General features: G+C 70.2%; 12 protein-coding genes, 2 tRNA genes and 1 pseudogene. 7 read left to right on the top strand and 8 right to left on the bottom strand.

All coding sequences use genetic code 11. The features are described 5' to 3' along the window. Positions 1-83: 83 nt before the first annotated feature. The 5 genes and pseudogenes from CCL05_RS34395 to CCL05_RS34375 form a co-directional block, all read right to left on the bottom strand. Positions 84-1,366: pseudogene (locus CCL05_RS34395) on the bottom strand (bifunctional glycosyltransferase family 2/GtrA family protein). A gap of 14 nt (positions 1,367-1,380) precedes the next feature. Beyond that, complete coding sequence (locus CCL05_RS34390) at positions 1,381-2,964, bottom strand: sensor histidine kinase (RefSeq protein ID WP_208641679.1); 1,584 nt, start codon at positions 2,962-2,964, stop codon at positions 1,381-1,383. Continuing rightward, positions 2,961-3,701, bottom strand: a complete 741-nt coding sequence (locus CCL05_RS34385; RefSeq protein ID WP_167409667.1) for a response regulator transcription factor — start codon at positions 3,699-3,701, stop codon at positions 2,961-2,963. The genes CCL05_RS34390 and CCL05_RS34385 overlap by 4 nt, the downstream gene beginning before the upstream one ends. 127 nt (positions 3,702-3,828) lie before the next feature. Continuing rightward, a complete protein-coding gene (locus tag CCL05_RS34380) occupies positions 3,829-4,701 on the bottom strand; it encodes a DUF2797 domain-containing protein (protein ID WP_086564567.1) in 873 nt (290 codons plus the stop codon). 71 nt (positions 4,702-4,772) lie between these two features. Next, positions 4,773-5,168, bottom strand: coding sequence for an HGxxPAAW family protein (locus tag CCL05_RS34375; RefSeq protein ID WP_086564566.1), 396 nt, complete (start codon positions 5,166-5,168; stop codon positions 4,773-4,775). 104 nt (positions 5,169-5,272) lie between these two features. Between CCL05_RS34375 and CCL05_RS34370 the strand changes: the two genes are divergently transcribed. From CCL05_RS34370 to CCL05_RS34360, 3 genes are all read left to right on the top strand, one after another. Further along, positions 5,273-5,749 carry a MarR family winged helix-turn-helix transcriptional regulator gene (locus CCL05_RS34370; RefSeq protein ID WP_086564565.1) on the top strand — a complete coding sequence of 159 codons (477 nt, stop codon included), beginning with the start codon at positions 5,273-5,275 and terminating at the stop codon, positions 5,747-5,749. Positions 5,750-5,848: 99 nt separating this feature from the next. Next, positions 5,849-6,736 (top strand): hypothetical protein, encoded by an 888-nt coding sequence (locus CCL05_RS34365; protein ID WP_244204499.1) that lies wholly within the window; start codon positions 5,849-5,851, stop codon positions 6,734-6,736. Positions 6,737-6,793: 57 nt separating this feature from the next. After that, positions 6,794-7,327: an NUDIX domain-containing protein gene (locus tag CCL05_RS34360; protein ID WP_086564563.1), complete on the top strand. Its 534-nt coding sequence runs from the start codon at positions 6,794-6,796 to the stop codon at positions 7,325-7,327. Positions 7,328-7,376: 49 nt separating this feature from the next. On the opposite strand, the gene CCL05_RS34355 is transcribed toward CCL05_RS34360, so the two are convergent. Continuing rightward, the gene (locus CCL05_RS34355; RefSeq protein ID WP_086564562.1) at positions 7,377-7,640 is read right to left on the bottom strand and encodes a GntR family transcriptional regulator; all 264 of its coding nucleotides are present in this window, start codon (positions 7,638-7,640) and stop codon (positions 7,377-7,379) included. A gap of 444 nt (positions 7,641-8,084) precedes the next feature. On the opposite strand from CCL05_RS34355, the gene CCL05_RS34345 reads away from it, so the two are divergent. Beyond that, positions 8,085-8,363, top strand: a complete 279-nt coding sequence (locus tag CCL05_RS34345) for a hypothetical protein (RefSeq protein ID WP_086564560.1) — start codon at positions 8,085-8,087, stop codon at positions 8,361-8,363. A 119-nt stretch (positions 8,364-8,482) separates the two neighbouring features. On the opposite strand, the gene CCL05_RS34340 is transcribed toward CCL05_RS34345, so the two are convergent. After that, positions 8,483-8,555 (bottom strand) — tRNA-Arg (locus CCL05_RS34340). Between the two features lie 166 nt (positions 8,556-8,721). Between CCL05_RS34340 and CCL05_RS34335 the strand changes: the two genes are divergently transcribed. Next, the gene (locus CCL05_RS34335; RefSeq protein ID WP_086564559.1) at positions 8,722-9,570 is read left to right on the top strand and encodes an arginase family protein; all 849 of its coding nucleotides are present in this window, start codon (positions 8,722-8,724) and stop codon (positions 9,568-9,570) included. A 52-nt stretch (positions 9,571-9,622) separates the two neighbouring features. Here the strand turns inward: CCL05_RS34335 and CCL05_RS34330 are convergent. Beyond that, positions 9,623-9,713 (bottom strand) — tRNA-Ser (locus CCL05_RS34330). Positions 9,714-10,055: 342 nt separating this feature from the next. Between CCL05_RS34330 and CCL05_RS34325 the strand changes: the two genes are divergently transcribed. Both CCL05_RS34325 and CCL05_RS34320 read left to right on the top strand, forming a co-directional pair. Beyond that, positions 10,056-10,475 carry an SSI family serine proteinase inhibitor gene (locus CCL05_RS34325; protein ID WP_086564569.1) on the top strand — a complete coding sequence of 140 codons (420 nt, stop codon included), beginning with the start codon at positions 10,056-10,058 and terminating at the stop codon, positions 10,473-10,475. A 326-nt stretch (positions 10,476-10,801) separates the two neighbouring features. After that, positions 10,802-12,457 (top strand): PAS domain-containing protein (locus CCL05_RS34320; RefSeq protein WP_143589990.1); only part of this gene is annotated, 1,656 nt, incomplete at its 3' end.

The raw sequence follows: 12,457 nt of genomic DNA, 5'->3' as shown, positions 1-12,457 counted from the left end.
ACCGGCTTCGGGGGCAGGGGGACGTGGGGTCCGGGTCTCGGGACCCGGGTCTCTGTCGGCGATCTGCTGGTCGTAGTGGACGGTCATCGGAAGTCCCTCGCATCGGTGTTGTGGGGGCGCACCGGCAGCAGCTGCACGGTGGCGTCCCTCCAGGTGCCGTCCGCGGCTTCACCGGCGCGGAACTGGTCGGTGTCGTATGAGGCGTATGAGGCGACCACCGTCGTCTCGCAGTCCTGCCGGTCCGGGAACACCCACGCCCGGAAGAGCAGGAAGCGCAGCACGGTCGCCGCGAGGTTGGCGGCGATGAGGACCGCCAGTTCGGTGGAGTGCGCGGGCNNCGCACCCCGAAGGTGAGCCGCCGGTTCGCCGCGGTGTTGGCGATCGCCGAGACCAGCAGGGCGAGGGCGTTGGCGACCTGGGAGCCGGTGAAGACGCGGAAGCCGCTGTAGAGGAGCAGGTAGAAGAGGGTGGAGAGGCCGCCCACCACGCAGAATCCGACCAACTGGCGGGCGAGGCCCCGCGGTACGTCCTCGATCTCACGGTCGCGCGGGTCGTCGCCGAACGGCCGGGCGAGCCGGTCCAGCGGCAGCGAACCGGTGGCCAGGGCTCTGCCGACCCGCCACACGCCCTTGAGGTCGTCGGTCGCGGTTCTGACGATGTGGACGGTCGAGTCGGGGTCGTCGACCCAGTCGACCGGCACCTCGTGGATCCTGAGCCCCGCGCGCTCGGCGAGCACCAGCATCTCCGTGTCGAAGAACCAGCCGGTGTCCTCGATCAGGGGCAGCAGCACCTGTGCCACCTCACGGCGGATCGCCTTGAACCCGCACTGGGCGTCCGAGAAGCGGGCCTGGAGCGAGCCGCGCAGGATGAGGTTGTAGGCGCGGCTGATGAACTCCCGCTTGGGGCCGCGCACCACCCGCGAGCTGCGGGCCAGCCGGGAGCCGATCGCGAGGTCCGAGTGGCCGGAGATCAGCGGCGCCACCAGCGGGAGCAGGGCGTTGAGGTCGGTGGACAGGTCCACGTCCATGTAGGCGAGGACGGGGGCGTCCGAGGCCGACCAGACGGCCCGCAGGGCCCGGCCGCGGCCCTTCTGCTCCAGGCGGAAGGTGGTGACCTCGGGGATCTCCGCCGCCAGCCCTGCCGCCACCTGCGGGGTGGTGTCCGTCGAGGCGTTGTCCGCGATCGTGATGCGGAACGCGTACGGGAACGTGCGGGCGAGGTGCTCGTGCAGTCTGCGGACGCACGGCTGGAGGTCCTTCTCCTCGTTGTAGACGGGGATCACTACGTCCAGGACAGGCGTACCGGCTGGTGCGGCCGGGAGGTGCTCCCGCGCCGGCAGGGTGCCGGGAGAAGAATCGGTTCGCATGGAACCGACTTTCGTCAGGTGCCCTGTCGCGCCCATGTGGTGACGCTGTGGCGTGCCTGTGAGTGCTGCTGCCGGCTCAGGTCCGGCTGCGGCGGCGCGGGCAGCGCGGGCAGGTGCACCGTGAACACGGTCCGCCCGGGCACGCTGTCGACGGTGACGGCGCCGCCGTGCGCACTCGCCACGGCCTGCACGATGGCGAGGCCGAGACCGGTCGAGCCGGTGGCGCGGGAGCGCGCGGAGTCGCCGCGCGCGAACCGTTCGAAGACGTGCGGCAGCAACGCGGCGGGAATGCCCTGCCCGTTGTCCTCGACGTCCACGCACAGCCAGGGGCCGCGCCGCTGGACGCGGGCGGTGACGGTCGTCCCGGGCGGGGTGTGGGTGCGGGCGTTGCCGAGCAGGTTGACGAGGACCTGTTGCAACCGGGCCGCGTCCGCCGACACGAGCGCGGGCTCGTCGGGCAGGTCGAGACGCCAGTTGTGGTCCTGGCCGGCCGCCCGGGCGTCGCTGATCGTGTCGACGACGAGCGGTACGAGGTCGGTCTGCTCGAACTGCAACGGCCGCCCGGCGTCGAGCCGGGCGAGCAGCAGCAGATCCTCGACGAGCAGGGACATGCGCCCGGCCTCGGACTCGATCCGCCGCAGCGCATGCCGGGTGTCGGGCCCGACGTCCTCTCTGCCGCGCCGGGTCAGCTCGGCGTACCCGCGGATGGAGGCGAGGGGGGTCCGCAGCTCGTGACTGGCGTCGGCGACGAACTGCCTGACCCGTGTCTCGCTCTGCTGCCGTGCGTGCAGGGCGCCGTGGACGTGGTCGAGCATCCGGTTGAGGGCGGCACCGACCTGGCCGACCTCGGTGTGCGGATCGGTCTCGGAGTCGGGGACCCGCTCGCTGAGGTTCACCTCGCCGGTGTGCAGGGGGAGTTCGGAGACCCGGGTGGCGGTGGCGGCGACGCGGCGGAGGGGGCGGGTGGCGACGCCGATGAGGACGGAACCGGCGATGGCGGCGGCGACCAGACCGGCGCCGGTGACGCTCACCTCGACGAGGATGAGGGTGTTGATGGTCGTGGTGACCGATTCGGTGGGCAGGGCGACGTAGTAGAGACCTCCGTCTTTTCCGGCGACGTACTGCACGCGGTACTCGCCGAGGCCGGGGATGTCGACGGTGTGCATACCCGTGGTCGGCACCTCGGCGAGGGCGGACTTCTGCTCGTCGGTGAGGTCGACGGCCGAATTCTGCCGGAAGGGGACGTTCTCCTCGGAGTTCTCGGCGATGAACGCCCGGGTGACGCTGCCGTCGGCGCCGACCACGGCGGCGATGGTCTCAGGCTGCGCCGGTCCCTTGAGGAAGCCTGTGATCCTTTCCATCGAGTCGAGGTCGATTCCGCCGCCGGGCTTCATGGGTCCCGACAGCCGCTTGCCGACGTCCTCGACCTGCCCGTTCAGCTGCTCGTACAGATGCGACCTGAGGGCGAGGGTCGTCACCGTCCCGATCACCGCGCACACCACGGCGATCAGCACCACGGACGCGACGACGAGCCGCGTCCGCAGCGTGCGCGGCTTGCCCACCCTCTGCTGCGTACCCGGCCGTCGCCGCCCGCTCATGAGGCGGCGGGCTTGATCAGGTAACCGGCACCACGCCGGGTGTGGATCATCGGCTCCCGTCCCGCGTCGATCTTCCGCCGCAGATACGAGATGTACAGCTCGACGACGTTGGCCTGCCCGCCGAAGTCGTACGACCACACGCGGTCGAGGATCTGCGCCTTGCTGAGCACGCGCCGCGGATTGCGCATCAGGAACCGCAGCAGCTCGAACTCGGTCGCGGTCAGGTGGATGTTCTCACCGGCCCGGGTCACCTCGTGGCTGTCCTCGTCGAGGGTGAGGTCGCCGACGACCAGCGTGGAGTCGGAGCGCCGGTCGGCGGCACCGGACCGCCGTATCAGCCCGCGCAGCCGCGCGACGACTTCCTCGAGGCTGAACGGCTTGGTGACGTAGTCGTCCCCGCCGGCCGTCAGCCCGGCGATCCGGTCCTCGACGGCGTCCTTGGCGGTGAGGAAGAGAACCGGCACGTCGGGCAGCTCACGGCGCAGCCGCCCGAGCACGGCCAGCCCGTCCATGTCGGGCAGCATCATGTCGAGCACGACGGCGTCGGGCCGGAAGTCGCGCGCGGTCTGGAGGGCGCCCGTGCCGTCACCGGCGCTCCGGATCTGCCATCCCTCGTAGCGCAGGGCCATGGACAGCAGCTCGGTGATCGACATCTCGTCGTCCACCACAAGCACTCGGACGGGGCTCCCGTCCGGCCTCAGCAGTTCGGTGCGCCCCTGGGGCGAGGTCGTGGTCATGGTGCACACGATGTCGGCGTGCTCTGAGAGCACCCTTTCGGCAGCCTGTGATTTCCCTGAGAAACACACAGGGACTTCTCAGGGAACGGCTGAGAACGCCGGCGGGCGGGGTTCATGAGCGGCCGGGTCAGAACAACCCGTCCTGCACCCCGGCCTCCTCCTTGAACTCCCGCACCGGCACGGTCATTTCCACACCCACGGCAGGCACCAGCCCCCACCCACGCATCAGCCGCGTATCCAGTACGACGACCCCGCCCCCGGTCGCCAGATGCAGATCGGGCCCGGCAGCAGCCACGAGCTCCCCGCTCACGACCCCACCGGCGACGAGCTCACCCACCTCCCCGACGGCGACGGGCAGCCCGGCGAGCCCGAACACCTGCACGTGATCGACCACGCGCAGAGGCTCCCGCACGAGCGACTCCGGCCACACGGGAAGCGCCACGGCCCGCGCATGCAACTCGGCGACCTCGACGGCCCGGTCAGCCGCCGCCTCCGGCAGCACGGCCCGCACGACCCGCTTCTCGGCGTAGGGAATCCGGTCGGGCACCCGCAGCGCGGCCCGCAACAGCTCCTCCGTACGCCGCGCGGCCATGAGCGGCCCGACACCGAGCCAGCTGAAGCACACAGCGCCCTGCTCCAGCAGCCGCGCGGAGCCCCGTTCTTCGGCCGTGATCCCGACCTTGACCATGCCGGGCCCGAACCACGCCAGATACACGTGATACGGCCGCGGATCGTCCGCGATCGTGTCGGCAGCCACGGAGTGCGCCCGGTCCAGCCGCGCACACTCCTCGCACCGCGCCGCCGTCCTGCGCGCCGACACGGCCGCCCCCGTCGGACAGGCATGCCCCCGAGCTCCCACGCATGTCCGCACGCCCCCTTCCGCGACCCCGAAGGCCACGCGTTTCCCCGAGGTCAGCGCACTGCGCCGGCCACCGTCCCACACCAGCACGGGACCGCCGGCGGACCACCGCAGTCCCGAGCACCTCCATGCCTGTGCCATCTCTGCCGAGCGTAGAGGCCACCACTGACAACGGCGTCGGGCGAGCAACAGCGTCCGAATCAGCGCCCGATTCAGCGCCTGGTGTCGGCCCCCACGGCAGCGGGTTCGCTCTCCCCGCCCACACGCACATCACCGGGTACGACCAGGCGCCCGGCCACCTGCTCGGTCCGCCCCCGCCCGGCCAGCCGGCACCCGAGGCACTCGGCATGCCCGGCCCGCGCCCCCGAGTCCCGCACCCGCCAGCCCCACTCCTCCCGGGGCCGGATTCCCGGTCCCTTCCCCCAGCCGGCCAGATGCAGCGCCCAGGTGACCAACAGCCCGACCACCCCGATGGCGAGCCCCCCGGCGATCAGCACACCGGAGCCGAAACACACCCCGGCCCCGGCCGCGACGGCCCCGACACTCCCGATCCCGGTTCCGACCCATCCCGCGACGGTATGCCCGTGGTCATACTGATGTGCGCTCATATGCTGCCCCCTTACACCCCAAGGCCCGGGGACCCGCGCCCCCGAACCCCTCACCAGCTAAGCCTTTTAGAACCCAAACATCTCACGAACTAAGGGATCTGGGAATGCAAGCCAAGCCGCGTCCGGCCGCCACGCCGGAGCAGGCACTGTCGGCGATGGACCACCTCATCGCGACCCACCTGGTCGGACAGCACGAGATCGCCCAGCAGGTAGGCCTGAGTGTGACCGACCTCACCTGCTTCGCCTACGTCATCGAAGCCGGTGAGAACCTGCCCACGGCCGGCGACCTGGCAGCCCGCGTCCACGTCACGACGGGCGCGGTCACCGGCATCCTCAACCGCCTGGAACGCGCCGGCTACATCACCCGCCGCCCCGACCCGACCGACCGCCGCCGCATCCGCGTAGCCGCCCGGCCCGACGCGGTCGCCCGCGTCCGAGAGGTCTACGAGCCCTACTACGCCCGCCTCAGGACACTCTTCGCGGACTACTCCCCCGACGAAATCGCCGTCCTGAACGACTGGTTCACCCGCGCGAGCGGCATGGCGGCGAACTACTTGGAGGAACACTGCCGGACCGACTGAACCAAGGCCCTGGGCCTGGGCAACTTCCCTGCCTCACCATGTCCCACCTGGCTACAGTGAGTTGATCGGGAAATGGGGCGTGGAGGACGGGGGACGGTCGTGGAGGCAACTCCTGCCGCGGTGACGGCCGCCGAAGCCGTATTGTCCGAGTTCCAGCAGAATCTGGTGGTCGCCGTCGTGGGCACGGTCATCGGCGTGCTGGGAACCGTCGCGATCGAGCGCATGAAACTCCGCCGTGAACCGACGAAGCGGCTCTCCTGGGACGCCGAGGTTCACAACGCCATGGTGTCCGCTAACGAGACGATCCGACAGCAACTCCGGCTGACCTACAACGGATACCCCATCCAGGGGCTGAGTTCCGTCGCGTTCCGTGTCGAGAACACCGGCAACCGAGCCGTCAAGAACGAGCACCTGCGTTTCAGCTTCCCAGCCGGCGCACAGGTCATCGAAGCGGTACCGACGTCGGCGCCGGAACGCGAGTTGGGGGTGGCCAGGCGCTCCGATCTTGAGCAGGACAGGAGCGAAGCCGTCTTCACCATCGGCCAGTTGGAGCGGGGCCAATCCGTCGCCCTACGGCTCTCCGTCTCCGCCCGAGACATCACCGGCTGGAAGGTCGTGGCCCACAACGACGAAGGAGACGTCGAGTTCCACGAACGCTCGGCCGCCCGCAGGAGGGAGGACCGCGAACATGTCCCGGCCTTCTTCACACTGGCGTTCCTGCTGTTCACCGTCCCACCTCTCTTCGCCCTGCTCGGCAACGCCGGGAGGCTGGCGGCGCTGGTGCTCGGCGTTGCCTTCCTGACCGCTGCCGCCCCGCACATCGCCCCTACGGGGCGCGCTCTGCGTGACTTCCTGACGAAGCCCGAACTGCCGCCCCAGCACGTGGTCAACATCGAAAGCGCGTCCTCGTCCTCCATCGCGATCGGCACGTCCAGCTCGGCCTCTTCCCACCACGCCTCACCCCCTGATCGGCCGACGCCGTCGTGACGATCCGAACCGAACAACAACAGCTGCCGATGGACAGAAGAGGGCGAAGCCACAGCCATGGAATGGAAGAGCCACAGCGAACGACGCGTCTACACCGACAAGTGGGTGAACCTGTCTCTGGCTGATGTCCAGCAACCGGACGGCAGCAGGTGTGAGTACACGATCGTCCGCCTGCGGCACCTGGCCGTGGCCGCCGTACTCAACGACCGCCAAGAGGTGCTGATGATGTGGCGGCACCGCTTCGTCACGGACACGTGGGCCTGGGAACTTCCCATGGGCCTGGTCGAAGACGGTGAGACGCCCGAGGAGGCAGCCGCCCGCGAAGCCCTGGAGGAAACAGGCTGGCGCCCCGGTCCCGTCAAGCCCCTCATCTACGCCGAGCCGGCCAACGGCATCACCGACTCACAACACCACGTCTTCCGTGCCGACGGCGCGACCTACGTGGGACCGCCTACGGAGAAGAACGAGTCCGACCGCATCGAGTGGATCCCGCTCTCAGACATCCGCGGCATGATCGACCGCCGGGAGATCGTGAGCAGCGGCTCGCTGGTGGGCCTGCTGTACCTGCTCATGGACGAAGCGACCCGCTGACCGTGGGACAAGTCGATCGGCCCAAAGCCCCGCCCATGTGCCGCGCTGCCTACACGTCCTCTCCGGCACCGGCCCTCTGAGACTCCTCGGCAACGAACGAGCCCAGGCCGACCTCGGCTCGGATGAGTCCCTCCGCCTTGAGATGGGCGAGCGCCTTTTGTGCCGTCGAGCTGGCGATGCCGAACTCGGCAGACAACTCGACGACGGAGGGCACACGAGCACCGACCGGGTACTCGCCGTCAGCGATGCGGGTGGCGATGGTTGCGGCGACCTGTCGCCAAACGGGACGGGTGCGGTCAAGCTCGGGGCTCATGCGGTGGACGCTAAAACTCTGCGGTAGACCGCGCGACCGCAGTAGACTGCGGTATACCGCGCTTTGGCGTGAAAACCCCCGCGACGGATGCCGCCGTCCGGGGGCGCGGCCACCAGCCAAACCGATCGGAGCTGACGACGTGACCGACCTTATCCGCCTCCTCACCGCCTGGGCTTCCCTCCTGCTGAAGGGAGGGCGCGGTGCGGGCGTGCCCTCCAAGCCTCCCGCTTCGGTCTTGCCGACCGACGTCCCCCGTGTCCCCAGGCCACCGCTGCCGCGCAGCCCGTATGCCCTCGACGACAGTCCGTTCGACGCAACCACAGTGAGGTCGGTACGTCCGTATGTGGCCGCCCACGAGCAATGCCGACGCGAACTGGCAACCACCGCCCAGGGCCAGAACACGAGCACCGGCCCGTACTGGATCCACGGACTGGAGGCGGCCTGATGCCGAACGATCTCCGTCTGCCCCCTTGGGCCGGCGATGAAGGCAAGCGCTGCTACCTGATCACCGACCACCACGGCGGACCGATCACCCGACTCGCCGATGTCACGGAGTCGATCCAACTCGGCATGGGCAACGAACTTCTCGCTCACTCCCGCAACATGCTGCCGGACACCCCGCCCGGAGAACTCCGCTTCCTCGCCGAGCGCCTGACCGAAGCGCTGGCAGACGCACTCCGTATCGCCGAGAGCCGGGGGATGCGGCTGGAAAGGCTGAACTAGCCGGCGAAGCGAGGGGCGCCCGGCGAATCAGGGTGCCCCTCGTCGTGCGTGGCCCTGGCTGCTGTACGGCCGCCCAAAACGCCAAGAGCCCCGGATCTCTCCGGGGCTCCTGATCTGTGTGCACTCGGCAGGATTCGAACCTGCAACCTTCTGATCCGTAGTCAGATGCTCTATCCGTTAAGCTACGAGTGCTTGTTTTGTTTTTTCGCCGCTCCCGGGCCTTTCGGCTCGCTCGCGGCGACAGGAAGAACATTACATGACTGCCGCCGCCATGTGAAATCCGTTTGCCGTACCCCTTGTGACCTGCACAAATGGCCTCAGACGGGGCTTCGTGATCGGGTGGTGGAGAGGAGCCTTCGTGGGTGGTCCGGTCGTGCTTGAGGTGGCGCAGTGGCAGGGGTCGGGCGCCCCTACGGCCCGTCGGTTGCCCGGTGGGGCTGCCTGGCTGGCCGGGCAGATACCCGCGGGTCGGCGGCGCACGGTGACGCTGGACGACAGCGTCGGAACGGCGCGGGGCGGTGTGCGGAACGCCGATGTGCTGGAGCGCCATCTGGTGGCGGTGCGCGCGGCCTTGGCCGAGGTTCCGCCCGGCGAGCAGACCGTGATCGTCGGCGGTGACTGCGCGGTCGACCTCGCGCCGGTCGAGGCCGCGCTCTCCGCGTTCGGGGACCGGCTCGCGCTGGTGTGGTTCGACGCGCACGGAGACCTCAACACCCCCGAGTCGTCTCCGTCCGGAGCCTTCCACGGCATGGTGCTGCGCGCGCTCATCGGCGACGGGCCGGAGGGCCTGCGGCCCGCGCGGAGCCTGTCGGCCGACCGCGTCGTACTGGCGGGCGCGCGGTCACTGGACCCGGGTGAACAGGCTCTTGTCGAGAGCCGCGGCATACGGCACCTCGGCGTCGAGCAGCTGGCAGAACCAGCTCCTCTCCTGGCTGCCGTGCGCGCGACCGGCGCCGAGGCGGTGTACCTGCACATCGACCTCGACGTCCTGGACCCGACGGTGTTCCCGGCCGTCGGTACACCCGAGCCGGGCGGGCTCGGCGTGGAGGAGCTGCTCGGGGCGGTGCGGGCACTGACTGAGGAGTTCCCTCTCGCCGGCCTCGCGCTCACCGAGTACGAGCGGACGGAAGCTGCCGGCCAGGAGGAGGTGGTGCTGCGGCGGATCGTCGACGGACTGTTCGGGGCCGGGCCGGAGAAAACGGCTTAGAACGCGACTCAGGGAGTCCAGCCATGCGAGGCCGAACTCCCTGGTCAGGATGCGGAGGCGGAGGGATTTGAACCCTCGATGGGCTTTAAGGCCCAAACCGCATTAGCAGTGCGGCGCCATAGACCGGACTAGGCGACGCCTCCAGTGCGCATCCGCTCGCGCGAGCGCGAGTCGGTGCGTGCCGATGATGACACAGTCGAGCGTGCTGTCACCAATCGACCCCCACGGTACTAGGCGGGAAGGTCGCAGGGCAAAGGCCTTGTAGGGGTGTCGGGCGGCTGGGCGTGCGATGGCGTTGTGCGGCGCGTCCACCCGGCGCGCAACGTAGCGGGCCGCGCCGCGTTAGTCAGGTCATGTCGCATGCCATTCGCCGGGCTGAACCCGGAAACGTGTCCCGGAGCTCCCTCACCTCTCCGACCACAGCTCGACCCCGTCTGCGGCGGCTCGTCGTCGGTGCCGCCGCCTCCGTCGCCGCCTTCGGGGCGATGGCCGGGGTGTCCCCGGCCGCCGCGTACGCCCAGGCGGGCCCGTCCCCGGTGCAGCTCGGTGGGGGTCAGGGCCCGGGCCGGGACCACCTCACCGTCGCCGTGCGGAACGCGGGCAGTGGGGTCGACGGGACGTACGAGTTGTACTGCGGGCCCGACGGCGGCAGTCATCCCGATCCGCGCGGGGCCTGCGCCGCCCTGGAGCGGGACACCCGGTGGGGGAGGGACGTCTTCGCACCCGCCCCGGAAGGCGGCTTCTGCACCATGCAGTACGGCGGGCCGGCCACCGCGCGGGTCACCGGCACCTGGGCCGGGCGGCGCGTCGACGCCACGTACGACCGGCGTGACGGCTGCGGGATCGCCCGCTGGGACCGGCTCGTGCCGCTGCTGCCGGACATGAGGTCCGGGAGGCGTTTCTGAGGGAACCGCGGCGGTTTCGCCCCGTGTCGCCGCTCGCGCCCCTTTCCGGCCACCTCACGGCCCCATTCGGCCACCCGGGCAAAAAGGTACAGAAACGCTGCCCTCGTAAAGGTCCCGCGAAGGTCCCGCGACGTCGTCGCAGGAGGACGGGCGTGTGACGGTTACTCGGTCGTCAGTTCGGGGTCACTTCCTCGTGCGACCTCGCCCCCATCCGGCGTCGCGGGCGCAACCGCAGCCCTTAGACTCCCTCGCGTGACACGCCGCGGGACGGTTGGCAAGATGGCCCGAGCGGTCGGCAAGGTGCGGTAACAGGGAGGAAGCGTCTCGTGAGCAGCAGGCCATCCCGAGGCGCTGCTCGCCTCGCAGCCATACTGGACGCTCTGCCGGACGCGTTGGTGCTGGTCAATGCCAACGGGACGGTCGTCAACGCGAACACCATCGCCCTGGAGGCCTTCGAGACGCCGGGGACCGCTCTGGTGGGGCGCGGGCTGCTCGATCTGCTGCCGCAGTTCGACTCCAAGCTCATCCCGGGGTCCATGCGGCGCCCCGAGCACCTCGATCCGCATGCCCGGACCAAGCCGACCCGGATGATCGCGCGCAGGACGGACGGGACCGAGTTCCCCGTCGAGGTCACCAGTGCGAATCTGGAGAACGGGCAGCAGGCCTACGACGGTTACGGCTACACCGGCGACGAGCTGCTCATGCTCGTCGTGCGCGACCTGTCCGGGACCGTGGACACCGAGGCCGAGCTGGCGCGGTCGCAGCGGCAGACCGAGATGATTCTGCGGGCCGCGGCCGAGGGCGTCGTCGGGACCGACACCGACGGACGGATCGTGCTCGTCAACCCGGCCGCCGCTCAGATACTGGGTTTCCGGGCCAGCGATCTCGGCGGGCGCGTACTGCACGATCTCGTGCTGCACTCGCGCGCCGACGGATCGCCCTTCCCGTACGACGAGTCGCCGCTCGCCGACACCCTGCGCTCCGGGCGCAAGCACCGGGTGCGCGGGCAGGTGCTGTACGCCAAGGACGGCGGCAAGGTGCCGGTCGATCTGACGACCGCGCCCGTGCGCGACGGCGAGCAGCTCGTCGGTGCCGTGATGACCTTCACCGACCGGCGGCCGTACGACGCCGTCGTCGAGGAGAAGGAGGCGGCGCACAAGCGTCACGAGGAAGAGCTGGAGCGGATCGCCGAGGAGCACGCCTCCGAGCTGACCGCGCTGCGCCAGCAGCACGTCACCGAGCTGGAGGAACTGCAAGAGCGGCACGCCGAAGAGCTCGGCGCGAACGAGGAGCGGTACGCCGCCCTCGGGGAGCGGGAGAAGGACCGGTACGAGGCGCTCGCCGCGCGGCACGAGCAGTTGCTGACCCTGCTCGGGCGGTCGCTGCGCGGGCCGCTGGAGGAGCTGCGGCGCGAGCTGGCCGCGCTGGCGGCGGACGACGCCGGGCAGCTGTGGCCCGAGGCCAACCAGGTGCTGCACCACCTGTCCGCCGGCTATTCGCGCATCACGACGCTCATCGACAACGTCCTCGGCTACCAGCGGCTCGACGCGGGCGGCGAGGGCATCTCCCGTACGAAGGTGATGCTGGACGCCGTCGTCGCCGCCGGTGTCGACGGGGCCGTCGAGCTCATCGGGCCCGGGCGGGTGCAGTTCGCCGTGCACGCCCCGCCCATCGAGGCCGAGGTCGATCCCCGGCTGCTCGCCACCGCCCTCGCGCATCTGGTCGCCGACGTGGCGGGGGTCGACGCGACCGGCAACACGCCCGTGTCGGCGGGCGGTTACCTGGACAACACCGTCGTGGTGGCGGCGGCGCAGCGCGGTGAGGTCGTGCGCATCGAGGTGCGCGGGCCGTACGCCGGCGGCGACACCGTGCACGAGCCGATCGTCCGCGGGATCGTCCGGGCCCACGGCGGCGTGCTCCAGACGCATGAAGTGCCGGGGATGAGCGGTAACGCGTACGTCCTCGAAGTGCCGATCGGGGGC

Origin of the sequence: Streptomyces africanus, assembly GCF_002150735.1 — a bacterium.
Classification (GTDB): Bacteria; Actinomycetota; Actinomycetes; order Streptomycetales; family Streptomycetaceae; genus Streptomyces; species Streptomyces africanus.
This window is presented reverse-complemented; position numbering and strand designations above follow the sequence as displayed.

Coding starts and splice junctions, on each gene's coding strand:
- CCL05_RS34390 (WP_208641679.1), bottom strand. CDS start 2,964: ATGAGCGGGCGGCGACGGCCGGGTACGCAGCAGAGGGTGGGCAAGCCG.
- CCL05_RS34385 (WP_167409667.1), bottom strand. CDS start 3,701: ATGACCACGACCTCGCCCCAGGGGCGCACCGAACTGCTGAGGCCGGAC.
- CCL05_RS34380 (WP_086564567.1), bottom strand. CDS start 4,701: ATGGCACAGGCATGGAGGTGCTCGGGACTGCGGTGGTCCGCCGGCGGT.
- CCL05_RS34375 (WP_086564566.1), bottom strand. CDS start 5,168: ATGAGCGCACATCAGTATGACCACGGGCATACCGTCGCGGGATGGGTC.
- CCL05_RS34370 (WP_086564565.1), top strand. CDS start 5,273: ATGCAAGCCAAGCCGCGTCCGGCCGCCACGCCGGAGCAGGCACTGTCG.
- CCL05_RS34360 (WP_086564563.1), top strand. CDS start 6,794: ATGGAATGGAAGAGCCACAGCGAACGACGCGTCTACACCGACAAGTGG.
- CCL05_RS34355 (WP_086564562.1), bottom strand. CDS start 7,640: ATGAGCCCCGAGCTTGACCGCACCCGTCCCGTTTGGCGACAGGTCGCC.
- CCL05_RS34345 (WP_086564560.1), top strand. CDS start 8,085: ATGCCGAACGATCTCCGTCTGCCCCCTTGGGCCGGCGATGAAGGCAAG.
- CCL05_RS34325 (WP_086564569.1), top strand. CDS start 10,056: ATGGCCGGGGTGTCCCCGGCCGCCGCGTACGCCCAGGCGGGCCCGTCC.